Source organism: Caulobacter sp. FW305-C-30-S16 (genome assembly GCF_058783025.1).
In genome coordinates, this window is sequence record NZ_JBYSYH010000003.1 from 40,443 (window position 1) to 64,696 (window position 24,254).

The 24,254-nt window shown below is 68.5% G+C and carries 25 protein-coding genes and 1 tRNA gene; 15 read left to right on the forward strand and 11 right to left on the reverse strand.

What is annotated here, in order from left to right; genetic code table 11:
* Positions 1 to 24: 24 nt before the first annotated feature.
* The 7 genes from AC3WJT_RS12205 to AC3WJT_RS12235 all read right to left on the reverse strand — a co-directional run bounded on the left by AC3WJT_RS12205 (position 25) and on the right by AC3WJT_RS12235 (position 5,016).
* Positions 25 to 384 carry a hypothetical protein gene (locus tag AC3WJT_RS12205; protein ID WP_492343396.1) on the reverse strand — a complete coding sequence of 120 codons (360 nt, stop codon included), beginning with the start codon at positions 382 to 384 and terminating at the stop codon, positions 25 to 27.
* Between the two features lie 15 nt (positions 385 to 399).
* Positions 400 to 804, reverse strand: coding sequence for a DUF805 domain-containing protein (locus AC3WJT_RS12210; protein ID WP_492343397.1), 405 nt, complete (start codon positions 802 to 804; stop codon positions 400 to 402).
* 50 nt (positions 805 to 854) lie between these two features.
* Complete coding sequence (locus tag AC3WJT_RS12215; RefSeq protein WP_492343398.1) at positions 855 to 1,280, reverse strand: DUF805 domain-containing protein; 426 nt, start codon at positions 1,278 to 1,280, stop codon at positions 855 to 857.
* Positions 1,281 to 1,346: 66 nt separating this feature from the next.
* Entirely contained in the window at positions 1,347 to 1,862 is a 516-nt protein-coding gene (locus tag AC3WJT_RS12220; protein WP_492343399.1) for a DUF805 domain-containing protein, read from the reverse strand.
* On the reverse strand, positions 1,862 to 3,835 hold the full coding sequence (locus AC3WJT_RS12225) for an acetyl-CoA carboxylase biotin carboxylase subunit (RefSeq protein WP_492343400.1): 1,974 nt from the start codon (positions 3,833 to 3,835) through the stop codon (positions 1,862 to 1,864). The genes AC3WJT_RS12220 and AC3WJT_RS12225 overlap by 1 nt, the downstream gene beginning before the upstream one ends.
* A 104-nt stretch (positions 3,836 to 3,939) precedes the next feature.
* Positions 3,940 to 4,668, reverse strand: a complete 729-nt coding sequence (locus AC3WJT_RS12230) for an SDR family NAD(P)-dependent oxidoreductase (RefSeq protein WP_492343401.1) — start codon at positions 4,666 to 4,668, stop codon at positions 3,940 to 3,942.
* A gap of 27 nt (positions 4,669 to 4,695) precedes the next feature.
* Positions 4,696 to 5,016, reverse strand: a complete 321-nt coding sequence (locus tag AC3WJT_RS12235) for a heavy metal-binding domain-containing protein (RefSeq protein ID WP_492343402.1) — start codon at positions 5,014 to 5,016, stop codon at positions 4,696 to 4,698.
* A gap of 51 nt (positions 5,017 to 5,067) precedes the next feature.
* Between AC3WJT_RS12235 and msrB the strand changes: the two genes are divergently transcribed.
* The 6 genes from msrB to AC3WJT_RS12265 all read left to right on the forward strand — a co-directional run bounded on the left by msrB (position 5,068) and on the right by AC3WJT_RS12265 (position 10,711).
* Positions 5,068 to 5,550, forward strand: a complete 483-nt coding sequence (gene msrB / locus AC3WJT_RS12240) for a peptide-methionine (R)-S-oxide reductase MsrB (protein ID WP_492343403.1) — start codon at positions 5,068 to 5,070, stop codon at positions 5,548 to 5,550.
* A 176-nt stretch (positions 5,551 to 5,726) separates the two neighbouring features.
* Positions 5,727 to 5,813 (forward strand) — tRNA-Leu (locus tag AC3WJT_RS12245).
* A gap of 57 nt (positions 5,814 to 5,870) precedes the next feature.
* A complete protein-coding gene (mgtE, locus tag AC3WJT_RS12250; protein WP_492343404.1) occupies positions 5,871 to 7,319 on the forward strand; it encodes a magnesium transporter in 1,449 nt (482 codons plus the stop codon).
* Positions 7,320 to 7,448: 129 nt separating this feature from the next.
* Positions 7,449 to 8,912 carry a lysozyme gene (locus AC3WJT_RS12255; protein ID WP_492343405.1) on the forward strand — a complete coding sequence of 488 codons (1,464 nt, stop codon included), beginning with the start codon at positions 7,449 to 7,451 and terminating at the stop codon, positions 8,910 to 8,912.
* A gap of 225 nt (positions 8,913 to 9,137) precedes the next feature.
* On the forward strand, positions 9,138 to 10,301 hold the full coding sequence (locus AC3WJT_RS12260) for an isovaleryl-CoA dehydrogenase (RefSeq protein ID WP_492343406.1): 1,164 nt from the start codon (positions 9,138 to 9,140) through the stop codon (positions 10,299 to 10,301).
* A complete protein-coding gene (locus AC3WJT_RS12265) occupies positions 10,298 to 10,711 on the forward strand; it encodes a DUF3574 domain-containing protein (protein ID WP_492343407.1) in 414 nt (137 codons plus the stop codon). Before AC3WJT_RS12260 ends, AC3WJT_RS12265 begins: the two co-directional genes overlap by 4 nt.
* Positions 10,712 to 10,990: 279 nt before the next feature.
* On the opposite strand, the gene AC3WJT_RS12270 is transcribed toward AC3WJT_RS12265, so the two are convergent.
* The gene (locus AC3WJT_RS12270) at positions 10,991 to 11,452 is read right to left on the reverse strand and encodes a DUF3617 domain-containing protein (RefSeq protein WP_492343408.1); all 462 of its coding nucleotides are present in this window, start codon (positions 11,450 to 11,452) and stop codon (positions 10,991 to 10,993) included.
* Positions 11,453 to 11,546: 94 nt separating this feature from the next.
* Here AC3WJT_RS12270 and AC3WJT_RS12275 point away from each other — a divergent pair, with 94 nt between their 5' ends.
* Positions 11,547 to 12,320, forward strand: a complete 774-nt coding sequence (locus AC3WJT_RS12275) for a methyltransferase domain-containing protein (protein WP_492343409.1) — start codon at positions 11,547 to 11,549, stop codon at positions 12,318 to 12,320.
* 123 nt (positions 12,321 to 12,443) lie between these two features.
* Here the strand turns inward: AC3WJT_RS12275 and AC3WJT_RS12280 are convergent, their stop codons facing one another.
* On the reverse strand, positions 12,444 to 14,189 hold the full coding sequence (locus AC3WJT_RS12280) for a patatin-like phospholipase family protein (protein ID WP_492343410.1): 1,746 nt from the start codon (positions 14,187 to 14,189) through the stop codon (positions 12,444 to 12,446).
* 66 nt (positions 14,190 to 14,255) lie between these two features.
* A complete protein-coding gene (locus tag AC3WJT_RS12285; RefSeq protein WP_492343411.1) occupies positions 14,256 to 15,533 on the reverse strand; it encodes a serine hydrolase domain-containing protein in 1,278 nt (425 codons plus the stop codon).
* Between the two features lie 148 nt (positions 15,534 to 15,681).
* Between AC3WJT_RS12285 and AC3WJT_RS12290 the strand changes: the two genes are divergently transcribed.
* From AC3WJT_RS12290 to AC3WJT_RS12315, 6 genes are read left to right on the forward strand one after another with little or no spacing between them, the layout of a single operon-like run.
* Positions 15,682 to 17,289 (forward strand): carboxyl transferase domain-containing protein, encoded by a 1,608-nt coding sequence (locus AC3WJT_RS12290; protein WP_492343412.1) that lies wholly within the window; start codon positions 15,682 to 15,684, stop codon positions 17,287 to 17,289.
* Positions 17,290 to 17,306: 17 nt separating this feature from the next.
* Complete coding sequence (locus AC3WJT_RS12295; protein ID WP_492343413.1) at positions 17,307 to 18,146, forward strand: enoyl-CoA hydratase-related protein; 840 nt, start codon at positions 17,307 to 17,309, stop codon at positions 18,144 to 18,146.
* Between the two features lie 16 nt (positions 18,147 to 18,162).
* Positions 18,163 to 19,098, forward strand: a complete 936-nt coding sequence (locus tag AC3WJT_RS12300) for a DUF3667 domain-containing protein (protein WP_492343414.1) — start codon at positions 18,163 to 18,165, stop codon at positions 19,096 to 19,098.
* Positions 19,098 to 20,990, forward strand: a complete 1,893-nt coding sequence (locus tag AC3WJT_RS12305) for an acetyl/propionyl/methylcrotonyl-CoA carboxylase subunit alpha (protein ID WP_492343415.1) — start codon at positions 19,098 to 19,100, stop codon at positions 20,988 to 20,990. The genes AC3WJT_RS12300 and AC3WJT_RS12305 overlap by 1 nt, the downstream gene beginning before the upstream one ends.
* Positions 20,987 to 21,376 carry a hypothetical protein gene (locus AC3WJT_RS12310; RefSeq protein ID WP_492343416.1) on the forward strand — a complete coding sequence of 130 codons (390 nt, stop codon included), beginning with the start codon at positions 20,987 to 20,989 and terminating at the stop codon, positions 21,374 to 21,376. Before AC3WJT_RS12305 ends, AC3WJT_RS12310 begins: the two co-directional genes overlap by 4 nt.
* Positions 21,377 to 21,389: 13 nt before the next feature.
* Complete coding sequence (locus tag AC3WJT_RS12315) at positions 21,390 to 21,797, forward strand: DUF1489 family protein (protein ID WP_492343417.1); 408 nt, start codon at positions 21,390 to 21,392, stop codon at positions 21,795 to 21,797.
* Positions 21,798 to 21,885: 88 nt separating this feature from the next.
* Here the strand turns inward: AC3WJT_RS12315 and panC are convergent, their stop codons facing one another.
* Positions 21,886 to 22,746: a pantoate--beta-alanine ligase gene (panC, locus tag AC3WJT_RS12320; protein WP_492343418.1), complete on the reverse strand. Its 861-nt coding sequence runs from the start codon at positions 22,744 to 22,746 to the stop codon at positions 21,886 to 21,888.
* A 154-nt stretch (positions 22,747 to 22,900) separates the two neighbouring features.
* Between panC and mipZ the strand changes: the two genes are divergently transcribed.
* Both mipZ and AC3WJT_RS12330 read left to right on the forward strand, forming a co-directional pair.
* Entirely contained in the window at positions 22,901 to 23,740 is an 840-nt protein-coding gene (gene mipZ, locus AC3WJT_RS12325; RefSeq protein WP_492343419.1) for a division plane-positioning ATPase MipZ, read from the forward strand.
* An 18-nt stretch (positions 23,741 to 23,758) separates the two neighbouring features.
* Entirely contained in the window at positions 23,759 to 24,178 is a 420-nt protein-coding gene (locus tag AC3WJT_RS12330) for a J domain-containing protein (RefSeq protein WP_492343420.1), read from the forward strand.
* Positions 24,179 to 24,254 lie beyond the last annotated feature (76 nt).

A 24,254-nucleotide genomic window follows, 5' to 3' on the forward strand; every position in this document is an offset into this window, starting at 1 on the left:
TCCCAACGGGAGAAGGATATCAGCCTAACCCTTCTGGCAGGCCTTCCAGGCCTGATAGAGCGGCCGCTCGGTCGAGCGCTGCAGGCGCGGGTTGCCCCAGACGAACTCGGAATAGCCGTAGTCCGGCGACTCGTTGATCCAGACGTTGCCGGTGGCCTTGGTCCAGACGAAGGCGATGTCGTCGCTCGAGGCGGTGGGGGTCACAAGGGCGCAGACGTCGCCGGCGGCGTTGACCTTGATCTTGCGGAAGCTGACCGACTTGGCGCTCTTGAGCATGCCCTTGACCGCATCGATGCCCGGCTGGGCTTCGGGCGGGATGGCTTCAGCGGCGAGGGCCGGGGTCGACAGGGCCAGAACGGCGGCGAAGGTGAAGACAGCGCGCATGACGGGAAGAAGCTCCTAGACGGTGACGGCTTTGACGGGATTGGGTCCGTAGCGGTTGGCGCCCTGCTCGCCGGACAGTACGCCCAGCTCGACGGCGGCCCACAGGATGACCAGCGAGAAGGCGAAGTCGAGGAAGCCCGCCGGAATCGGCCAGGCCACGATCAGCGCCAGGATGATGATCGCCGCCAGCCAGCCGGACCGTCCCCGGTCATGTAGCCGCTTGGACAGCACGCAGGCGCCGGAGAACAGCAGGCCCGGATAGACGAACCAGCCGGTCAGCCAGTGAACGCCGGGCGGCATCGAGGCTTCGTAGACCATTGCGATGGCGATCAGCACCGCCGCGGCGATCAGGAACGGCGTCCGCGCCACGCGGCCCGTGGAGGAGAAGAACAGCTCCGCCCAGTCGATCTGGCCGCTCATGGGGTTTGCTCGCTCCGACTCTCGAGAGACAGGGTCTCGTAGACCCCTATCTAGGCGAGAGCGCGGCGCTGTGAAAGGTCGCCGCTCCAGTCGACGTGCATCGGCTCGCGCGCGCCGAAACGATTGCGGCCGCCTGTGCCCTCGCCGGTGACCAGGCTGAGCACCAGCCAAAGCTGGCCGAGCAGGGGCGGGAACACGAACAGCAGCATCCAGCCGCTCAGATCGCGGTCGTGGCAGCGCTTGATCGACGCCGCCAGACTGATCCAGGCCCCGTTCAGCAGCAGGAAGGCGATGGCCAGGCCGACACCCGTCTGGCCGGCCCAGGTGATGCCGGCGGCCGTCTCGTCGCCGGCGCCGCTGAAGATGATCATCAGGAAGGTCAGCACATAGCTGGCGGTGAACACCCCGATCTGCGTCAGGGCGAACGAAAGCCGTCCGATCCGGCCGTCAAAGCGATAAAGGTCCCAAAGCGCCATGCGACAGCCTCCCGCCATCGCGGGATCAACGCGGCAGACCCATGTTCGGTTCGGCGGGGCCGTGAATTATTCGGCGGGCGCGGTATCGGCCTTCGGCGAGGGCCCGAACCGGTTGTCGCCGGGCGTGCCGGCGAGGAAGCCCAGCGTCACCAGAAAGCCGATCGCCACGGCCAGGTAGACGAGGTTGAACGACATCAGCAGCAGTCCGCCCGCACCGCTGAACTTGCCGGCCGCGGCGCCGACGTCCTGGCGGGTGACGAATCCCATCACCATCGCCACCGCGTAGAACGCCACGACGGGCCAGCCGGGTATGTTGCGATCCTGCAGCCGCTTCACCCCCAGCGCCGTCGTCGGCCACAGGAACAGCAGCTCGAACGGGACAGCCGCCCAGAGCGGCAGTCGTCGCGCCGCGCCAAACAGCGTGCTGAGCGGACTCTCGGCGGCGAACACATTCAGACCCAGCCCGAGGCTGATCACTGCGGCGGCGGCGACGTGGGCAACCGCCAGGCCGATCACCCACAGCCACCAGTGTGTGCGACGGATGCGCCCCTTGAACCCGAACAGGGTCTGGACCGGCGTCATCAGCCGAACTCGACCAGCACCTCGTCGGCGGCGACGCTGTCGCCACCCTTGGCCGAGACGGTCTTCACCACGCCTTCGCGTTCGGCGCGGATGATGTTCTGCATCTTCATCGCCTCGATGACGCAGACGACCTCGCCCTCGCGGACGGTCTGGCCGACCTCGACGTCCATGCTGACCACCAGGCCGGGCATCGGCGAGATGATCATCTTGCTGGTGTCGGCGGCCTTCTTCTCCGGCAGCTTGCCGTGCAGGTCGGCGGAACGTGGGCTCAGCACCAGCACCTTGGCCTTGGCGGCCCGGTGACGGATCACGAAGCCCTCGGCCGCCGCGGCGACCGAGACGGTGAAGGCCGCGCCGTTCAGCCTGGCGCGGAACAGCGCCTTGCCCGGCCGCCAGTCGACGCCTTCCAGCGTGAGGGTGCGATCGTCGCCTTCGAGGTGCAGGCTCAGCACGCCGCCGGCCTCATCGACATCGACGCGGCGGCTGTCGTGGCCGACGAACACGACCCAGTCGCGGCGGTCCGAACCGCCGGCCCGTTTCGTCATCATCCGGTGCATCGCTACGCCGGCGGCGGTCAGAAGATCAGTCTGCAGCGCGGTCGGCGTCGTGCCGGCGAAGCCGTCGGGGAACTCGTCGACGATGTAGCTGGTCGACAGCTTGCCGGAGCGGAACCGCTCCTGGTCCATCACGGCGGCGAGGAACGGGATGTTGTGGCCCAGTCCCTCGATGTGGAAGTCTTCCAGCGCCCGGCCCATGCCGTCGACGGCGGCAAGGCGTGTCGGCGCCCAGCTGCACAGCTTGGAGATCATCGGGTCATAGAACATCGAGATCTCGTCGCCCTCGCGGACGCCGGCGTCGTTGCGCACGACATAACCGTCATGCTCGCCCTCGACGGGCGGATCGTAGCGGACCAGCCGGCCGATGCTCGGCAGGAACTTGCGATAGGGGTCTTCGGCGTAGATCCGGCTCTCGATGGCCCAGCCGTTGATCTTCAGGGTGTCCTGGCTGACGTTCAGCGCCTCGCCGTAGGCCGAGCGGATCATCTGCTCGACCAGGTCCAGGCCGGTGATCAGCTCGGTGACCGGGTGCTCGACCTGCAGACGGGTGTTCATCTCCAGGAAGTAGAAGCTCTTGTCCTGGCCGGCGACGAACTCGACCGTGCCGGCGCTGTCGTAGTTGACGGCCTTGGCGAGGGCGACGGCCTGGGCGCCCATGGCGGCCCGGGTGGCTTCGTCGAGCAGCGGGGAGGGAGCCTCCTCGATGACTTTCTGGTTGCGGCGCTGGATCGAGCATTCCCGCTCGAACAGGTGCACCACGTTGCCGTGCTTGTCGCCCAGCACCTGGATCTCGATGTGGCGCGGGCTGGTGATGAACTTCTCGATGAAGATCCGGTCGTCGCCGAAGCTGGACTTGGCCTCCGATCGAACGGCCGGGAAGCCTTCCTCGACGTCCTGTCGGCTGTGGGCGACGCGGATGCCCTTGCCGCCGCCGCCGGCGCTGGCCTTGATCATCACCGGATAGCCGATCTCCTCGGAGATCCTGATGGCGTGGGCGGTGTCGTCAATCTCGCCGATATGGCCGGGCACGCAGCTGACGCCGGCCTTTTCAGCGAACTTCTTGGACTCGATCTTGTCGCCCATGGCGCGGATCGCGCCGGGATTGGGGCCGATGAAGACGATGCCCTCGTCCGCGCAGCGCTGGGCGAACGAGGCGTTCTCCGACAGGAAGCCGAAGCCCGGATGCACGGCCTGGGCGCCCGTCTGCTTGCAGGCGGCGATGATCTTGTCCTGCACCAGATAGGATTCGCTGGCCGGGGCCGGACCGATGAACACGGTCTCGTCGGCCATCTCCACGCCCAGGCTGTCGGCGTCCGCCTCGGAGTAGACGACGGTCTTGATGCCCATCCGACGGCAGGTCTTGATGACCCGGACGGCGATTTCACCCCGGTTGGCGATCAGAATTTTCGAGAACATCGGCCTGGCCACGCCCCTCACGCACGATTTTGCCGGGCCGGGTTAGCCCGCGTGGGTCGCGTTGGCAACGGCGCCGCAACGTCGCCCGGAGCGGCTTCGTTGGCTCAGGCCGGAATCCGGGCGCCGTCCCAGGCGAACACGCCGCCGCTGTCGGCGGGCGTCAGGCCATCGATGACCTGTAGCAGCCGGTCGGCGCTGTGGTCGGCGGTGAACAGCCGCTCGCCCGGAACACCGCCCTGGAAAGGCTTGCTCAGGCCGGTGTCGACGGTCCCGGGATGCAGGCCGACGCACAGGGCTGCGGGCCGCGTCCGGGCCAGTTCGATGGCGATGGTGGCGATGAGCATGTTCAGCGCCGCCTTCGACGCGCGATAGCTGTGCCAGCCGCCCAGCCGGTTGTCGCTGATGCTGCCGACTCGCGCCGACAGCGCCGCGAACACGCTCCGGCCCTCACGCGGAAACAGCGGCATGAGATGTTTGGCCACAAGCGCGGGGCCGACTGTGTTGATGGCGAACGCCTGGTGCATCGCCGCCGGGTCCAGCATCCGCAGCGCCTTTTCCGGCGCCAGGCCCGGACCATGCAGCCGGCCGCTGGCGACGATCACCAGCCTCGGCGGAGCGGACAGACTCGCGGCGGCCTTCGCGATGGACGCCTCGTCCTCGAGATCGATCCTTCCCCCCGTCGACCCGTCCGGCGCGCCTTCTCCTGACCGGCTCAACGCATGGACCGCGGCGAACCGGCCGCTCGCGACGATCTGTTCCGTCAGCGCCCGACCGATGCCGCCCGACGCGCCGATCACGACAGCGCAGCCTTCAGGGGGAGGGGAGTTTGTCATCCGCCGCGATCTAGGGCGACGACGGCGTCAGCCCAGCTTCACCGCCGTGCCGGTGGCGGTGACCATCAGCATGCCGTTGTTGGCGCCCAGGGTCTCGTAATCGATGTCGATGCCCACGACCGCGTCGGCGCCCTGGCGTGTCGCTTCCTCGATCATTTCCTTCATCGCGCCCTCGCGGGCCTGGCGCAGCACCGACTCATAGCTGGCGGCCCGGCCGCCGACGATGTCGCGGATGCCGGCGAACAGGTCGCGGAAGATGTTGGCGCCGAGGATCACCTCGCCGGACACCACGCCCAGGGTCTGGCGGGTCGGGCGTTCGGCGATGGACGGGGTCGTGGCGGTCAGCATGGGGAGTCCTCTCTCTTTCGGCGGGGCCGATCCGCCCTTACATTGGCACGCATGACCCAGACCGCCATATCCGCCGCCGGCTTTGACATCACCCCGCCCACGGAGGCCGAGCGCGCGACGCTTGAGGCCGATCTGACCCGTGAGGAAGCGGAGGTCCTGCTGCATCAGGGCACGGAGGCGCCCTTCTGTGGCGGCCTGCTCGGCGAGAAGCGCCCCGGCGCCTATTGCTGCCGCCTGTGCGGCCTGCCGCTGTTCCGGTTCGAGACCAAGTTCGAGAGCGGCACCGGCTGGCCCAGCTTCTACGCGCCCTACGACCCGGCCCACGTCGGCGAGGTGCGCGACACCAGCTACGGCATGCTGCGGATCGAGACCCTCTGCGCGCGGTGCGGCAGCCACCAGGGCCACGTCTTCCCCGACGGCCCCCCGCCGACCCGCCTGCGCTACTGCATCAACTCGATTTCCCTGACCTTCGTCGGGGATGGCGAGGCGCTGCCCGATCCGCTGGGGCGAGGGGACCAGGTTCCCTCGCCCTGAAGGGAGCGGGAGAGTGAGGGTTTGCGGCGCGGGCCGGCTTTCACCGTAGCCCCTCGACCTACCAGGCCGCTTCGCCGAGGCTCAGCGGGACGGGCCCCTCCGTCTCCCTCCGGGAGAAGGGAACATAGCTCTTCCCATTCTTCGCGGCTTTTGCTACCTGCCGCGCCTCACCACGGGCGGTCGTGGCGGAATTGGTAGACGCGCAGCGTTGAGGTCGCTGTTCCCTAACCGGAGTGGAAGTTCGAGTCTTCTCGACCGCACCAGTGAATCAGAGGCAAGAAACACTGCAGGATTGATCTCTTCATTCAGGAGGCCCCGACATGACCCGGGATAAAGCCGACCTGTTCGAGGAGAGTAACCTCTCGATCCCTGCAGCCCCTGAAACCGTCGCCCCGCCCGAGGATCTCGAGGATCTCGCGCTCGGCGACGACTACGCCCTCAATCCCGCCTACGTGGACATGGTCATCGACGCCGCCGACCGCGGCGACGCCGAGCGCCTGCGCGAGCTGGTCGGGGCGCTGCGCTCCGAGGACGTGGCTGACCTGATGGGCTTTCTCAACGCGGACTACCGCGAGGAGATCATCCCCTGCCTCGATTCCGAGACCCTCGCCGAGGTGCTGTCCGAGCTGGACGACAACCTGCGCGAGGAGGTCCTGGAGACGGTCCATCCGACCGCACTGGCCCGGGCCCTCGAGGAACTCGATTCGGACGACGCGGCCGACGTCGTCGACGACCTGGGGGGCGAGAAGCGCGCCCAGGTGCTGGCGGCCATGGACGCCGATGACCGCGCGGCCATCGAAAGCAGCCTGGCCTACGAGGACGAGACCGCCGGCCGACTGATGCAGCGCGAGGTGCTGGCCGCGCCACAGTTCTGGACCGTTGGCCAGACCATCGACCACGTGCGGCAGGCCGGCGACGAACTGCCCGAGCTGTTCTTCGACATCTACATCGTCGACCCGGCCTACCGGCCGATCGGCGCCGCGCCTATCAGCCAGCTTCTGCGGGCCCGGCGCGAGACGACCCTGGCCGAGATCATGGAGCCGGTGACCGACATCACCGTCGATATGGACCAGGAAGAGGTCGCCTACATCTTCGACAAGTATCACCTGATCAGCGCCCCGGTCGTGGACGCGGGCGGTCGGCTGGTCGGCCAGATCACCGTCGACGACATCGTCGGCGTTATCCAGGAGGAGTCCGAGGAGGACATCCTGGCCCTCGCCGGGGTGAGCGACGCCGGCCGCGACGCCGGCGTCTGGGACGTGGCGAAGTCGCGTCTGCCCTGGCTGGTCGTCAACACCCTGACCGCCGCGACAGCCGCCAGCGTCATCGGCGCGTTTCAGGGCGAGATCGCCAAGGTGCTGACGCTGGCCATTCTGATGCCGGTGGTCGCCTCCCTCGGCGGCAACGCCGGCACCCAGACCCTCGCCGTAGCTGTCCGGGCGCTGGCCAGCCGTGAGCTGAACGCTTCCAACGCGGTGCGGATCATCCTGCGGGAGATGGCCGTCGGCCTCGTCAACGGGGCGGTGCTGGCCACTATCATGGCGGCGGCGACCTATGCCTTCTTCCGCGATCCGCTGCTGTGCCTGACGATCGCGCTGGCCCTGATCATCAACCTGTTCGTCGCGTCCCTGGCCGGGATTCTCGTGCCGCTGGCGCTGGACAAGCTGGAACGTGATCCGGCGGTGTCGTCTTCGGTCTTCGTCACGTTTACGACCGATTTCATGGGCTTCCTGTCCTTCCTTGGACTGGCGGCGCTCATCCTCCTCTAAACCGGTCGCTGCTGGCCTGTACGGCGGTCTGTTCCCGTTCAGCGGGAGTTCAGGCTGCGTTCGGCATCCCTCTTGCGGGAGTGGGATGGAACGCAGCCCCGTCTGTATCATTTCGGATCAAGAAGGCCGATGAAACCCCGCCACCAGGTCTCCCGCGCAGCCATCGAACTGATCAAGACGTTCGAGGGCTATCGCCAACGGGCCGCCCAGCTCCCTGACGGACGCTGGACGATCGGCTACGGCCACACCCTGACCGCCCGCCAGGGCGCCGAGGTGTCTCCGGCTGATGCAGAAGCCCTGCTGATGTACGACCTCATCGCCGTGGCGCATGCGGTCAACGAGCACAGCTATACGCCGCTGACCCAGAACCAGTTCGACTCGCTCTGCTGCTTCGCCTTCAACGTCGGCGTCGACAACTTCCGCCGCTCCTCGGTGCTGCGCCGGGTCAACGAAGGCCAGATGCTGCAGGCCGCCTGCGCCATGGAGATGTGGCGCAAGGCGGACTTCGAGGGCGAACGGATCGTCATCGACGCCCTGGTCCGTCGCCGCGCCGCCGAGAAGACCCTGTTCCTGACCCCGACCAACGGCTGGATTCCCGCGCCGTCCCCGGTGCTGGCGCCCAAGGTCGACTATGACGCGGTCAACGCCGTGCCGCGCCAGACCCCGACGGCCGTCAAGGCCTCGCTGACCGGCGAGCGCACCAGTGTCGAGCGCGACCAGACTCCGCAGCCGCAACCCGAGCCCCGGCCGGAGGCGCCGCTGGCCAGCGAGATCGCCGCCGCCGGCGTCGGCGCGCGTCTGGAACAGCTGCTGCCCGAGACAGCCCCCGAGCCCGTCGCGCCGCCCGCGCCGCAGCCGGAACCCGTGGTTGAGGCCGTCCAGGCCGAACCCGAGCCCGCGCCTGCGCCTGAGGCCGATCCCTATCCGCAACCGCAGCCCGAGCCCGTCTACGACCCGGTCGTCGAAACGGCCGCCGAGGTTGCGCCGCAGGAAGCCTGGACGCCCCAGCCCCAAGACTCCTATCCGCAGCCCGCGCCGATCGTGTTGGGCTCCAGCCTGGCCTATGCGACCAACCCCGACGCCGCCTTCACCCTGACGCCGGCGCCGGAAGTCTCCATCGAGCGCTCGCCCGATGACGCCCTGCGCGTGGATCTGCCGGAACCGGCCAACGAGTCCGGCCCCGGCCTGTTCGACGTCGCGCCGTCCGGCATGGCGCTCGAGGGCGCGCCGGCCCGTCCGCTGGTCAGCGAGGACTATGTCCGCCGCCTGGTGCAGCAGGACGAAATGGCGCTGGGTGGCTTTGACCCGGCCTTCGACGACGCTCCGATCGAGCCCGTGCGCATCGAGGGGCTGCCGTTGATCCTGACCGGCGTGGGCGGCATCGCCCTGATGGCCGGCGGCATGGCGGTCGGCTTCACCGCCGGCGCCGGCGACGGCCCGCTCAGCGTGAGCAATCTCGGCTGGCTCCTGTCGTTCGTCGGCATCGGCATGACCGGCTTTTCGGTCTGGGTCGGCCTGAACAAATTCCTCGGCGCCCCGCTGGACGACGAGGACGAGGAAGTAACCGAGGCGGAGTCGGAGCCCCGGTCGTAACCCGCGTAGCGTAAGGGCCCCCGCGTACAGTCCAGGGGAAAGCGTTGGCGCCCTGCGAGTCCGCTCGCAGGGCGTCGTGCGTTTGGGGACATGTACCTCTGGTACGTGTCCCCCAATCCAGATTCAGCAATGGCTCGATTAGGGGACACGTACCTGCGGTACATGTCCCCTCGACACGTGCCAAAGGTACATGTCCCCGTTTCAAGGTCGTGCTATTTCCCGGCCATGACCCAATCCGGACCCGCCATGGATTTCGGCCTCGGCGAAACCGCCGACGCCATCCGCGAAACCACCGCCCGCTTCGCCGCCGATCGCATCGCGCCGCACGCCGCCGACATCGACCGCGACAACGCCTTTCCCCGCGAGCTCTGGCCGCAGATGGGCGATCTGGGCCTGCACGGCATCACCGTCGAGGAGGAGTTCGGCGGCCTTGGCCTCGGCTACCTCGAACACGTCGTGGCGATGGAGGAGATCAGCCGCGCCTCGGCCTCGGTCGGCCTCAGCTACGGCGCCCACTCCAACCTGTGCGTCAACCAGATCCGCCGCTGGGCCACCCCCGAACAGAAGTTGCGCTACCTGCCCAGGCTGATCAGCGGCGAGCATGTCGGCGCACTGGCCATGAGCGAGGCCGGCTCGGGCTCGGACGTGGTGTCGATGAAGCTGCGCGCCGACCGCAAGGGCGACCGCTTCGTGCTCAACGGCACCAAGTTCTGGATCACCAACGCGCCGCACGCCGACACCCTGGTGGTCTACGCCAAGTCGGCGCCGGAGGAGGGCAGCCGCGGCATCACCGCCTTCTTGATCGAGAAGGGCATGAAGGGCTTCAGCGTCTCAAGGAAGCTCGACAAGATGGGCATGCGCGGCAGCGACACGGCCGAGCTGGTGTTCGAGGACTGCGAAGTCCCGGAAGAGAACATCATGGGCCCGTTCAACGGCGGGGTCGGGGTGCTGATGAGCGGCCTCGACTATGAGCGCGCCGTGCTGGCCGCCGGCCCGCTGGGCATCATGCAGGCCTGCCTCGATGTGGTTCTGCCCTACGTTCGCGACCGCAAGCAGTTCGGCAAGGCGATCGGGTCGTTTCAACTGATGCAGGGCAAGGTGGCCGACATGTACGTCGCGCTCAATTCCGCGCGCGCCTACGTCTACCAGGTCGCCAGGGCCTGTGACGCCGGCAAGACCACCCGCTTCGACGCCGCCGGCGCGATCCTGATGGCGTCCGAGAACGCCGTGAAGGTCGCCAACGAGGCTGTCCAGGCGCTGGGCGGCGCCGGCTACACCCGGGAGTGGCCGGTGGAACGCTACGTCCGCGACGCCAAGCTCTACGATATCGGCGCGGGTACGAACGAGATCCGGCGGTTCCTGATCGGCCGGGAGCTCGTCGGGGGGTGAGGGCGCTCGCGGCCCTTGCCGCCGCCCTGGCGCTGGCGGGCTGTGTCAGCGTCGACGTCGACGCGTCCCTGACCTGCGATGTCGGCCTCAAGTCCTCGACCACGGCCGAACTGGTCTTCGGCCGCAACATCGGCGGCGTCATGGGCGTCAGCGACGCGGACTGGAAGGCCTTTCTCGACCTGGAAGTCTCGCCGCGCTTTCCCGACGGCCTGACGGTGTACGAGGCCGCGGGGCAATGGCGCGGCCCGAACGGCGCGCTCATCGCCGAGCCATCCAAGGTGCTGCTTTTGGTCCTCAGCGGCGCGCCGGGCGAGGCGGAGAAGGTCGAGGCCATCCGCGCGGCCTACAAGGCGCGGTTCCGGCAGGATTCGGTGCTGCTGATAAAACGCCAGGCCTGCGTGGGGTTCTGACCTCAATTCCCAACTGTCATCCCGGCCGAAGCACAAATGCAAAGGGCCGCCGGGTTGCCCCGGCGGCCCTTCCATCGTCTGCCGCGGTTGCGGCTCAACGCTAGGCGCTGATCAGGCGCTGACCTCCGCCGAAACGGAATTCAGGGTCACGCACTGCGACCGCGGGTTCATACGATGAGACACCGGATCACCTCCTTTCAGCTGTTGAAACAGGACTCACACTATGGGCAGCAGATTGACGAGTCGCCAACCCTGCTCACGCGTGGGGCGACAATTTGCCTAGCTCTTGATCTTCACCGGCTTGCCCAGGCAGGTGTCGCCCAGCCGCCTGGAAACGGTGTTGGCGCTGGCCTTGAGCGGGACACCGGCGATCTTGCCCGAGAGGTTGGCCTTCATGCTGTAGGCGTTCGCCGAGTAGACCCCGGTGGCCGTCACATTGACCATCCGGCCGCGCTTGTCGACGCAGGTGCCCTTGAAGAACATCTTGCCGTCGGCGACCCGCTTTTCCGGATAGGTGCAGGTGTAGTGGCGGTTGATCCGGCCCGACAGGATCTTGTCCACGTCGGCGGGCGTGATGCAGCGGCGCTCGACCTCGGTCTTGCTGACCACGAGGTTGAGCGTGTTGGTCATCTCCCACCAGCCCGGCTCGATCGTCGTGACCGGCTGGCGCGCCATCGCGGCCGGCGCGGCGGCGGCGAGGGCGAGGAGGCCGAGGGCGGCCAGGGTGCGGATCGTTTTCATGGTCCAAAGTCTCATCACAGAGCGTGGCGACTTTCTGACCTATCGCAAATGAACGGTCGATGACCACGGCTTGCAACCGGTGTAGGGCATGATCATGCCGAGCTGGGACCCCGACATCTACGAGCGCTACAAGGCGTACCGCGACCGGCCGGCGCTGGATCTGATGGTCCAGATTCCCGACCGCCGCTTCCGCGAGATCTGGGACCTGGGTTGCGGCGCGGGCGAGCATGCCGCGCTGCTGGCGCTGCGTCATTCGACGGCGCGGGTGCATGGCCTGGATTCCAGCCCCGACATGCTGCGCCAGGCGAAGAATCGCCAGAGCGACGTCGACTGGGTGCTCGGCGGCGTCGAGGACTTCTCTCCGACCACGCCGCCGGACCTGATCTTCACCAACGCGGCGCTGCAGTGGCTGCCCGATCACGAGATCCTGTTTCCGCGCCTCGCCGGCCTGCTGGAGCGGGGCGGGGTGTTCGCCTGCCAGATGCCGATGGCCTTCGAGACGCAGCACCATGCCATCCTGCGCGAGACGGCGGAGGCGGGGCCATGGTCGTCCCTGACCCGCGACGCGCGCCGGATCAACCCGACGCCGGCGCTGGACGACTACTATGGCTGGCTGTCGGGCGTCTGCGGCGAGGTCGATCTCTGGACCACCACCTATCTCCACGCGCTGGAGGGCGATGATCCGGTCGTCGACTGGATGCGCGGTACGGCGCTGCGACCCTATCTCGACGCGCTGGCCGAGGACGAGATGCTGCTGGAAGCCTTCCTCGACGCCTTCCGCACCCGCATCGCCGCCGCCTTCCCGCCGCGCGCGGATGGCGTGACGCTCTTCCCGTTTCCCCGGCTGTTCATGGTCGCGGTGCGCTGACCCGGATCCTCCCCCATCGGGGGAGGTGGACCGGCGTAGCCGGGACGGAGGGGGTCCGCTCAGATCGCGGGTGCCCCCCTCAGTCAGGCCTTTGACCTGACAGCTCCCCCGATAGGGAGCATCCTACCCCTTCGCCCGGACCTTGCGCATCTCGGTCACCGGCCGCTCGAGCTTGTCGAGGGCGACCAGGGCGGCCTTGTAGCCGGCGTCGACGCCCGGCTCGAACGCCTTCCAGTCGCGGATGTCGATGCCGTCGGTGTTGGGCATGATCAAGAGGTCCGTCGCCTCGCGCGCCGCGACCAGGTCCCGTCCGGTGGAGACCGTCGCCGCCCGCATCAGCAGCGCCACGATCGGTGGGCCCTTGCGCCAGTCGCCCGACAGGATCCAGCGCCAGACCGACGACGGCCGGGCTACGTCGTCGGCGGTGATGCTGCGGCCGCGGGTGACGTCGACGCCGACGATCGGTCCCAGCTGCATCGAGCGCATCACGTCCGACGGGAAGTTCTTCATCACCGCGCCGTCGACCAGCACATTGTTCTTGTCGATCGCCGGCGGCATGACTCCGGGCAGGGCGATCGAGGCCCGCAGCGCATGCCGCAGCGTGCCGCGCCGGTGCAGATGGTAGGCGCCGGTGGTCAGGTTCGACGACACGCAGAAGAACGGCAGCCACAGGTCGGCGATCTGGGTTTCCTCGAAATGCACCCGCAGCCGCTCGCGGACCTTCTCGCCATGCGTCATGGCGATCAGCGGGAAGGCGATGTCGTCGAGCGGCGAGGAGTCGACGAAGGCATCGCGGATGCGAACATCCATCTCCGCCTCGTCCCAGCCCATCGCCACGCCGGCGGCGATGATCGCGCCCATCGAGGCGCCGCCGACGAAGTCGATCGGCACGCCGCGCTGCCGCAGCGCCTTGATTGCGCCGATATGGGCATAGGCCCGCGCGCCGCCGCCGGACAGCACCAGGCCCACCGAGCGGCCCGTCAGCACCCGGGCCAGACGGCCGGCGTCCGCCGCCGCGCCGTCCCGCACGTGGAACAGCCGCGCGGCCTGGGTCGCGTCCAGCCAGGCTTCCGACCCGGCCGGATACTTCGCATCGGCCTTCTGGATCAGGATCAGGTCGACGAGCTGCTGTTGCTGCAACGTCTCGGACGCGTAGGCCGCGACATGGGCCGGCGGCGCCTTGTCGCCCCGTCCGACGCGGAACAGGCGGTCGACCTGCCGTCCGACGATCGACTTCCAGGCGGTCTCGACATGCTCGGCGGCATAGAGGACGTAGTCGTGGTCGGCCTCGACGTTGGAGAACCACTCGGTCGGCGCATGCGTCGCCTCGACGCCGGCCACGGTGACGGAATGGCCCATCCGCGCGATCTCCAGCGCGATCTTGTCGACCAGCGGCCGGATCTTGCGGCCGGCGTCGACGGCGACGAACCCGAACACGGTCGGCTCGCCGATGGACGCCTGGGTCGCCGCCTGGCGGGTCCGCAGGATCATCAGCCGCGCCAGCTCGATCATCACCGCAGGATCGCGGTCCGCGGCGGCGAAGAAGTCCTCCCGCGACAGGGCGAGCACCTCGGAATCGCGCAGCGCCACGACCTGGGCCGAGTGGGCCGTGCCGGCGATCAGCGCCATTTCACCGGCCGGTTCGCCGGGCCGGATCACGCCCAGAAAGTGCCGTTCCTGACCTTCCTCGCGGCGGAAGGCGCCCAGCCGGCCGGCGCGCAGGAGGTACAGCTCCTGAGAAGGCTGGCCGGGGTCATAGAGCGTCTCGCCGCCTGGCAGGGAGAACCAGCGCGCGTCACCGGTCTGGCGCGCCTCGTCAAAGAGCCGCTCCAGCGCCGTCTCGTGCAAGGGATCGATCAGGCTGCCCACGAACCGAAGGGTAACAAGGCTGTTGAGTCGTTGCGATGGGCCTTGGAGGCGGCTGCAACGTCGGCGTCAGGCCTTCGCGGGTTTCCGCCGTCGCGTCAGGCGCCAGACCAGCAGGAACACGGCCAGGAAGGCGACGCCGGCGGCGACCGCGACCTGGATCAGCGTTGACCGGAGCTCCAGCAGCACCATGAAACTGTCGACATAGCCGGTGGACCAGAACACCCACTCACCCGCCACCTGCGTGGCCAGCCGCGAGTTGCCCGACTCCAGGATCACGATGCCGTCGCCGGTCGCCGGGTTGACCCGCGCCGTGGTGTTGATCGCCGGGGCGTTGCTGCCGTCGTGGCCGGCGACAAAGTCGCCCTTGTCGAGCGGGGCGTAGAGGACCTGCCCCAGACCCCAGATGTCGGCGCCGTACTGCTTTGCGTGCGGCTTGCGCATGGCCGCCAGGGTTTCGGGCTTCAGCACGCCCCGTCCGGCGGGTTCGCCGTTCGGCCCGGGCGTCTGGGCCGCGATCAGCCGGGCCATGTCGGCGGCGGAGGTGTAGAGCGATGCTGCGGCCAGACCGGTGAAGCGGTAGTGGATCGCCCGCGACCCGTCGACGTCATAAAACTCGGCAAGGTTGGTCGGGGTCTCCGGCAGGATAAAGGTCGAGCGTGTCATGCCCAGCGGCATGAACACCGTCTGCGTGACGTAGGTGTTGAACGGCTGGCCGGAGACTTCCTCGATCAGCAGCTGAAGCAGGGTGTAGCCCCCGCCGGAGTAGTCCCAGTTTCCGGCTTCGCGGCCGACCTTCGTCGCGCCGTCAGCGCCGGGGGAGGCGTCGGCGGCCTTCGTCAGCGAGGCCTCCAGGGTCTGCACCGGCTCGCCCGGCTTGAAGCCGCCGTAGCCCAGGCCGTCGGTCAGACCCGCCGTATGGCTCAGCAGCCGCCGGACCGTCACCTGGTCGTTGTCGAACTCCGTCGGCGGCAGCTTCCAGCGCGTCAGGTAGCGCGAGACCGGCGCATCCAGGTCGAGCTTGCCCTGTTCGACAAGGGTCATCACGGCGATGGCGGTCGGCCATTTGCTCAGGGACGCCACCTGGAACTGGGTGTCGCGGTCGACTGGCGCGCCCTTCGAGATAAAGGCCTCGGCGACCGGCTTTCCGCCCTTGATCAGAATGAAGGCCGCGTTGCCCTTCGAGTCCGCCTTGATCCGCGCCGTCGCGGCCGCAGCGAAGGCCGCGACATCCCCGGCCGGCGCCATCGGCTTGCGCCACCAGCCCTCGAGGGCGCCGGCGACCACTAAGGCCGCGACCAGCGCCGCGGCCAGCAGGCCCGCCATCAGTGACTTCAGGAACCGCATTGCTGTCTCCCCCGTGGCCCGCAGCCCACCTGAACTTGACCCAAAGGGCAAGGTCCATGCGTTTCGCCCGCGAGGCGCACGACATTTGCGCGGGCGACAGCGGTTTGCGGTGCTTCCGGCCCCCGGAAGAACAGGCTATGCCTCAACCATGCCCAGGTTGACCTCGGATCTCGATCCCAACTCCGAAGCCTTCCGCAACAATGTTGCGGTGAATGCTGCGCTGGCGGCAGACCTTCGCGCGCATGCGGCGAAAGCCGCACTGGGCGGCTCCGAAGCCTCGCGCCAGCGCCACTCCAGCCGCGGCAAGCTGCTGCCGCGCGAGCGCGTCGAGCGGCTGCTCGATCCCGGCTCGCCGTTCCTCGAGATCGGCCAGCTGGCGGCGTTCGACCTGTACGACGGCGAGATCCCGGCGGCAGGCATCATCACCGGTATCGGCCGCGTCTCTGGCCGCGAGGTGATGATCGTGGCCAACGACGCCACCGTGAAGGGCGGCACCTACTACCCGATGACGGTCAAGAAGCACCTGCGGGCGCAGGAGATCGCGCATCAGAACCGGCTGCCTTGCGTCTATCTGGTCGACAGCGGCGGGGCCAACCTGCCGCACCAGGATGAGGTCTTCCCGGATCGCGATCACTTCGGCCGCATCTTCTACAACCAGGCCCGGATGAGCGCCGAGGGCATCGCCCAGATCGCCTGCGTCATGGGCAGCTGCACCGCCGGCGGGGCCTATGTCCCGGCCATGAGCGACGAGACCGTGATCGTCCGCGGCGCGGGTGAGGAGAGCCAGGGCACCATCTTCCTCGCCGGCCCGCCGCTGGTGAAGGCCGCGACGGGCGAGGTGATCAGCGCGACGGATCTCGGCGGCGCCGACGTCCACGGCCGCCGCAGCGGCGTCGTCGACCACGTCGCCGCCAATGACGAACATGCGCTGGAGATCGTCCGCTCGATCATCGGCAACCTGAACACCGTCAAGCGCGTCGACATGGATGTGCGCGAGCCGAAGGCCCCGCTGTTCGACGCCGCCGAGCTCTACGGCGTGGTTCCGGCCGACGTTCGCGCGCCCTACGACGTCCACGAGGTCATCGCCCGCATCGTCGACGGCAGCGAGCTCGACGAGTTCAAGCCACTCTACGGCACGACCCTGGTCACCGGGTTTGCGCGCATCTGGGGCTATCCGGTCGCGATCCTGGCCAACAACGGCGTGCTGTTCAGCGAGGCGGCGCTGAAGGCGGCGCACTTCATCGAGCTGGCCTGCAAGCGGAAGATCCCGCTGGTCTTCCTGCAGAACATCTCCGGCTTCATGGTCGGCGGCCGCTACGAGGCCGGCGGCATCGCCAAGGACGGGGCCAAGATGGTCACCGCCGTGGCCAGCGCCAATGTGCCCAAGTTCACGGTCCTGATCGGCGGCAGTTTCGGCGCCGGCAACTACGGCATGTGCGGCCGCGCCTATTCCCCCCGCTTCCTGTTCACCTGGCCCAACAGCCGCATCAGCGTCATGGGCGGCGAGCAGGCCGCCAGCGTGCTTGCCACTGTCCACCGCGACGCGGACAAGTGGACGAAGGAACAGGAAGAGGCCTTCAAGGCTCCCGTGCGCCAGAAGTACGAGGACGAGGGCAATCCCTACCACGCCACCTCGCGACTCTGGGACGACGGCGTAATTGATCCAACGCAGACCCGGGACGTTCTGGGTCTGGCCATATCGGCCAGCCTCAATGCCCCAATCCCCGACACCACGTTTGGCGTCTTCCGGATGTAGCCGGAGCAGGAAACACCATGACCAATCCCATCGCCGATCCCCTCGTCGAAGTCGCCGACACCGACGTCCTCAGCGACCTTGTGGTTCTCGACGCCAGCCCGTCGGGCGTCGCAGTCGTCACGATCAACCGACCGGACAAGAAGAACGCCTTCAACGCCGAGGTGATTGCAGCGCTCGCCCAGCACTTCGAGACCCTGCGTGACGCAGACGGCGTGCGGATCGTGTTCCTGCGCGGGGCGGGCGGGGCGTTCAGCGCCGGCGCCGACCTGGAGTGGATGAAGTCCGCCGCGACCTTCACCAAGGACGAGAACCGCGAAGACGCCATGGCGCTGGCCGACATGCTGCTGGCCCTGCGCGAGCTGCCGCAGTTCACCGTCGCCCTGGTCGAGGGCCCGGCCTTCGGCGGCGGCGCGGGTCTGGTCGCCGCCTGTGACTACGCGGTGGCGACGAAGGCGGCGAAGTTCGCCTTCTCCGAGGTCAAGCTGGGCCTGGTCGCCGCGACCATCAGCCCGCATGTGGTCGCCGCCATCGGCCCGCGCCGGGCCAAGAGCCTGTTCGCCACGGGCCGGATGTTCGAAGCCGCCTTCGCCGAGAAGATCGGCCTGGTCGACGAGGTCGTCGCCGCCGCCGCCGATCTGGACGACGCCATGGAGCGTCTTGCGACCGAGATCATGGCCTGCGCGCCCGGCGCGGTGGCCAGGTCCAAGACCCTCGTCGACGACGTCACCGGCCTGCCGATGGACGAGGAGTTGCTCGACATGACGGCCCGGCTGATCGCCGACCAGCGCCTCAGCGATGAAGGCCGGGAGGGCGTCGCCGCCTTCCTCGAAAAGCGCAAGCCCGGCTGGGCGCTCTAGACGACGGGGAGGGGGCGTGTCTCAGGAGCTGGAAGCGGCGGCGGCCGATGGGGCGGGCGGGTTCTTCTCCCGCAAGCCGAAGCACGCCCTGCCGATGGGAACGCCCTGTCCCAACTGCGAGACGCCGCTGGAGGGGCCGTGGTGCCACGCCTGCGGCCAGAAGGGCGAGGAGTTCCATCGCTCGATCGGCCATCTGATCACCGAGGCCTTCGAGGGGCTGACCCATTTCGACGGCCGGTTCTGGCAGACGATGCCGGATCTGATCCTCAAGCCCGGACGGCTGACCCGCGCCTATCTCGACGGCCGCCGCGCACCGCAGATTCCGCCGTTCCGACTGTTCCTGGTGGTGGTGCTGCTGGTGTTCTTCACCGGCGGTCTGGGGAATAGCGGCACACCGGTCGTCACGGCCAAGGAAGGCAAGGGCGCTGTGCTGTCCGCGCCGGGCATCAAGATCGGGGTGACCGAGAATACGCCCAAGTCGCCCATCGTGATCGACACCGGCGAGACCGCCTTCGACCGCTGGATGGAAGAGCATGTCACCGCGGCGCTGGAGAATCCCGAGGCCTTCGGCCACAGCCTTCACGCTTGGGGGCACCGCCTGGCGGTGCTGGCCCTGCCGATTGCGGCCTTGTTGCTAGGCCTGCTGTTCGCGTTTCCGGCGCGACGCTTTTACCTGTTCGATCACCTGATCTTCTCCATGCACTCCCTGTCGTTCCAGGGGCTGCTGCTCAGCCTGGGGTTCCTGGTCAATCTGCTGCCGGGCGAGATCGGGGATGTCCTGTACCTGCTCATGCCGGTGCATCTGTTCATCCACATGCGGGGAACCTACGGAACGAAGGTCTTCGGCACGCTCTGGCGGATGGCGGGCCTGTTTTTCGGCTCCGTGATCGGCGGCGGGCTGATCATGGTCCTGCTCATGTTCCTGGGTCTCAACGAGGTCGCCGCACACTGATGATCACCTCCCTGCTGATCGCCAACCGGGGTGAGATCGCCCGCCGCATCATCCGCACCGCCCGCCGGATGGGGGTGCGGACCGTGGCCGTGTACTCCGACGCCGACACGGGCGCGCCGCACGTGCTGGAGGCTGACGAGGCGGTGCTGATCGGGCCCGCGCCGGCGCGCGAAAGCTATCTGGTGGCGGAGAAAATCCTCGCCGCGGCGACGCAGACGGGCGCGGAGGCGATTCACCCCGGCTACGGCTTCCTGTCCGAGAACGCAGCCTTCGCCCAGGCGGTGATGGATGCGGGTCTGATCTGGGTCGGCCCGCCGCCCGCTGCGATCAACGCCATGGGCCTGAAGGACGCCGCCAAGTCGCTGATGATCGCCGCCGGCGTGCCGACGACTCCCGGCTATCTCGGCGACGACCAGTCCGAGGCCCGTCTCGAGACCGAGGCGGCGGCCATCGGCTATCCGGTACTGATCAAGGCTGTGGCCGGCGGCGGCGGAAAAGGCATGCGTAAGGTCGATGCGGCCGCCGACTTCCGGGCCGCCCTGGCCAGTTGTCGCCGCGAGGCCGCCGCCAGCTTCGGCGACGACCGGGTGCTGATCGAGAAATACGTCACCCGCCCGCGCCACATCGAGGTGCAGGTGTTCGGCGACAGCCACGGCAATGTGGTCCACCTGTTCGAACGCGACTGCTCGCTGCAGCGCCGCCACCAGAAGGTTATCGAGGAAGCTCCGGCGCCCGGCATGGACGCCGCTACCCGCGCCGCCGTCTGCGATGCCGCCGTCAAGGCCGCCAAGGCCGTGAACTACGAGGGCGCGGGCACGATCGAGTTCATCGCCGACGCCAGCGAGGGTCTGCGCGCCGACCGCATCTGGTTCATGGAAATGAACACCCGGCTGCAGGTCGAACATCCCGTCACCGAGATGATCACCGGCCAGGACCTGGTCGAATGGCAACTGCGCGTGGCGTCGGGCGAGCCGCTGCCGCTGAAGCAGGACCAGATCGAAATGAACGGCTGGGCGATGGAGGCCCGGCTCTACGCGGAGAACCCGGCGACGGGCTTCCTGCCGAGTACGGGGCCGCTGACGCATTTCCGGTTGCCCGACGATATCCGCGTCGACAGTGCGGTGGAGGAGGGCGGCGAGGTCACGCCTCACTACGACCCGATGATCGCCAAGCTGATCGTCCACGCCGGAACGCGTGGAGAGGCTGCCGAAGCGCTGGCCGAGGCCTGCGCGAGCGTCGAGGTCTGGCCCGTCAAGACCAATGCCGCCTTCCTCGCCCGTTGCGCAGGCCATCCGGACTTCGTGTCGGGGGATGTGGATACCGGTTTCATCGAGCGACGACTTGAGGGTCTGATCGGGAGCCGCGCGCCATCGAACGTCATCGCCGGCGTCGCCGCGACGGCGTTGGTGGAATTGCGGTCTCGTGACGACGCGCCGACTCCCTGGTCGCCGCTGGATGATGCGAGCGGCTTCCGCCTGAACGGCCCGCCGCTGCGGCGGATGATCCTGGATCATGGCGGCGCGACGATCGAGGCGGATCTCCTGGATGTCGATCTCTATCCGGACGACCTGCTGGTTGTTGATGAAGACGAGGTGGTCGTCTTTGAAGCCGGCGAGGCCTTCAGCTTCCGGGTCCCGAAGGCGCATGCCGGCGGCCCCGGCGGCGAATCCGACGGTTCGGTCCTGTCCCCCATGCCGGGCAAGATCGTCTCCGTCTCGGTCAAGACGGGCGATGCCGTGAAGAAGGGCCAGACCCTGCTGGTGCTGGAAGCGATGAAGATGGAACATGCGCTGGCCGCGCCGTTCGACGGCGTGGTCGCGGAACTGTCGGCCCTCGCCGGCGGGCAGGTGAGTGAAGGCGTGGTGCTGGTGAAACTGGAGGCGGGCGAATGACCCTGAATGCGATCAAACCGGCGCTCGTCGCCTCTGCCGCCGTCCTGGCGTTCGCCGTGCCGGCGCATGCCGCGTCGCCCGCCGTCTCGCCGCCGCAATACGAGACCCTCTGCCTGGCCGGCTTCCTGTCCATGGCCGGCAATGCCGATGCAGCCACGCGCAACGCCGGGGTGATGGGCTCGCTCTATTACGCCGGCCGCGTCGAGGGGAAAAACCCCGGCAAGGACCCGCTCGACCTCGTCGTCGCCGTGTTCGGTCGCCCGACCGCGACCGCGGACATCCAGGCCGCGATGCCCCAGTGCGGGCAGGACATGCAGGTCATGGGCAAGCGATGGACCGAGCGGGGCGAGGAACTGCAGCGCGCCGCGGCCGCCGCGGGCAAGTGATCGCGGCGACCCCGTGCCGCTCCATCTGATCAAGCTCTGCGTCGGCATCGACAGCGTCGAGGAACTGCGCGCCTGGCGGGCGCAGCGCGCGGCGCAGGGGCATCGCTCGGTCTGCCCGACGCGCCAGACGCCCAAGCGCGCCGGGGAGTTGCTCGACGGCGGTTCGCTCTACTGGGTGATCAAGGGCCAGGTGCTGGTGCGTCAGGCGATCGACGAGATCGTCACGGCCGAAAGCGGCCCTCAGCCCTGCCGCATCTATCTCAAGCCCGAGCTGATCGAGACCGCGCCCCAGCCGCGCCGCGCCTTTCAGGGCTGGCGCTACCTGACCCCTGCAGACGCCCCGCCCGACCTTCCCACCGCCGCCGGCGAGGCGATCGAGCCGGAACTGGCGCGGCAGCTGAGAGAGCTGGGAGCGTGGTGAGTGCGGGGACATGTACCGCAGGTACGTGTCCCCTGATCTGCCATCGCTGAATCTGGATTGGGGGACACGTACCTGCGGTACATGTCCCCTACACCGCCCAGTTGTCGATCAGCCGCGTCTTGCCCATCCAGGCCGCCACGAACACCCGCGCGCCCGCGCTGGCCGGACCTGGTCCCACACGCTCCAGTGTCGCGCCGTCTCGGACCTCGACGTAGTCGATCTTCGCAAACCCGGCGCCGGTCAGGGTGGCCTGCACCGCGCCCTCGACATCGATCACCGGTGTAGCGTCGCGCAAGGCCTCGACGGCATAGCGCATGGCGGCGGGCAGGGCCCGGGCGGCGGCGCGTTCCGCCGGCGTCAGGTAGGCGTTGCGCGAGGAGAGGGCGAGGCCGTCAGCCTCCCGCGCCGTCGGCCCGCCGACGATCTCCACGGGCAGGTCGAGGTCCCGCGCCATGCGCCTGATCACGAGCAGCTGCTGGTAGTCCTTCTCGCCGAAGATCGCGACGTCGGGCCCGCACTGGACCAGCAGCTTGGCCACCACCGTGGCCACCCCGCCGAAGAAGTGCGGCCGTGAGACTCCCTCCAGCGGCTCGGACACGCCCTTCGCCACATTGACGGTCGTGGCGAAGCCGTCGGGATACATTTCGCGGGCGTTCGGCGCGAACAGCAGGTCGCAGCCGGCCTGCGCCAGCTTCGCCGCATCTTCCGCCTCGCCGCGCGGATAGGCGTCGAAGTCCTCATGCGGTGCGAACTGCGCCGGATTTACGAAGATCGAGGCCACGGTCCGGTCCGCCAGCGTCCGGCCCTGGGCGATCAGCGACAGGTGGCCGCTGTGCAGCGCGCCCATGGTCGGGATCATCGCGACGCGCTCGCCCGCCGCCTTCCAGCCGGCGACGACGGTGCGCAGGTCCGCCACGGTGCGGACGACGGGGAGGGGCGTTTCACTCATGCGGCGCGGCATATCGCGCAGGGGGCCGAGGGTCCAGCCGCGACCTTACAGCTGTGGACAACTCCGCCGCCGCGATTGCCCCGACTCACCCCGCGGGTGTCTCGTCGGATGAAAACCCGCCGAGCGTGGCGGTCCGACGGAACTGGGGCGACCTATGGCGACACAGCCGCATGTCATCGTGGTGGGCAATGAAAAGGGCGGGGCGGGCAAGTCGACCATCGCCGTCCACCTGACCACGGCCCTGCTGCACGGCGGGGCCAGCGTGGCGGTCATGGACCTGGACCTGCGCCAGTCGTCGATGGCCCGCTTCTTCACCAATCGCCGCGCCTGGCTGGCCTCGCAGGATCAGGTCCTGCCCGAGCCGCTGATCCGCCACGCGTCCGACGACGGCGTCGCGCTGGCCAAGGCCGGCGAGGCCGAGCAACTGACGCGCTTCGAGGAGGCGTTCGCCCGGGCCCACCAGGACGCGGACTTCGTGATTATCGACACTCCGGGCGGCGATTCCGCCCTGTCGCGCGTCGCCCACGCTCGCGCCGACCTCATCGTCACGCCGATGAACGACAGCTTCGTCGACTTCGACGTGCTGGGTCATGTGGACCCCGTGACCCTGGAGCTGCTGAAGCCCAGCATCTATTCCGAGACGGTCTGGGAGGCCCGCAAGGCGCGCGCCCTGACCGGTCAGCGGCAGGCGCTCGACTGGATCGTGCTGCGCAACCGTCTCGCCAGCGTCGAGGCCCGCAACCGCAAGCGGGTCGACGATCGGCTGACGGCCCTGGCCAAGCGGGTCGGGTTCCGCATCGGCGCCGGCCTGCGCGACCGGGTGATCTACCGCGAGCTGTTCCCGTTCGGCCTGACGGTCGCCGACCTCTCGGCGAAGGTGCGGCCGGTTCCGGTGTCGCTGGTGCACGTGTCGGCCCGTCAGGAACTGCGCGGCCTGCTGCATTCGGTTGGACTTTCGCAGTTCTCGGGCGAAGAGTTGCTCGCCGCCGAATAGGGCGGGGAGTTCGCGTTGATGATCTACCTTCTCGCCGGCGTCGCCGCGTTCGCCCTGCTCGTCTGGGCCGGCCGGCGCGCGCGTCCGATGCTTGCCCGCGCAGAGTGGCGGATCGCCACCGGCAGCATGGCGGCGCTGGCCGTGGTCGTCGGCGGCCTGCTGGGCGTGACCGGTCGGGTCCTGCCGGGCGTTCTGCTCGCTGTGCTGGGAATCGTGCTGGCGGTGACCGCGCGTCGCGGCGCAGCGCCTGTGCCTTCGGTGGACAAGATCGAACTGGCCGAGGCGCGGGACATTCTCGGCGTCGCCGCCAACGCCACCCGCGAGGATATCCAGGCCGCCTACGCCCGGCTGATCCGCGCGGTGCATCCCGACGTCGGCGGCTCAAGCGGCCTGGCGGCGCGGATCAATGCGGCGCGGGACCGGTTGCTGAAGAAATAGAACGGGGACATGTACCGCAGGTACGTGTCCCCTAAACCGTGGCCGCTCGATTAGGGGACACGTACCTTCGGTACAT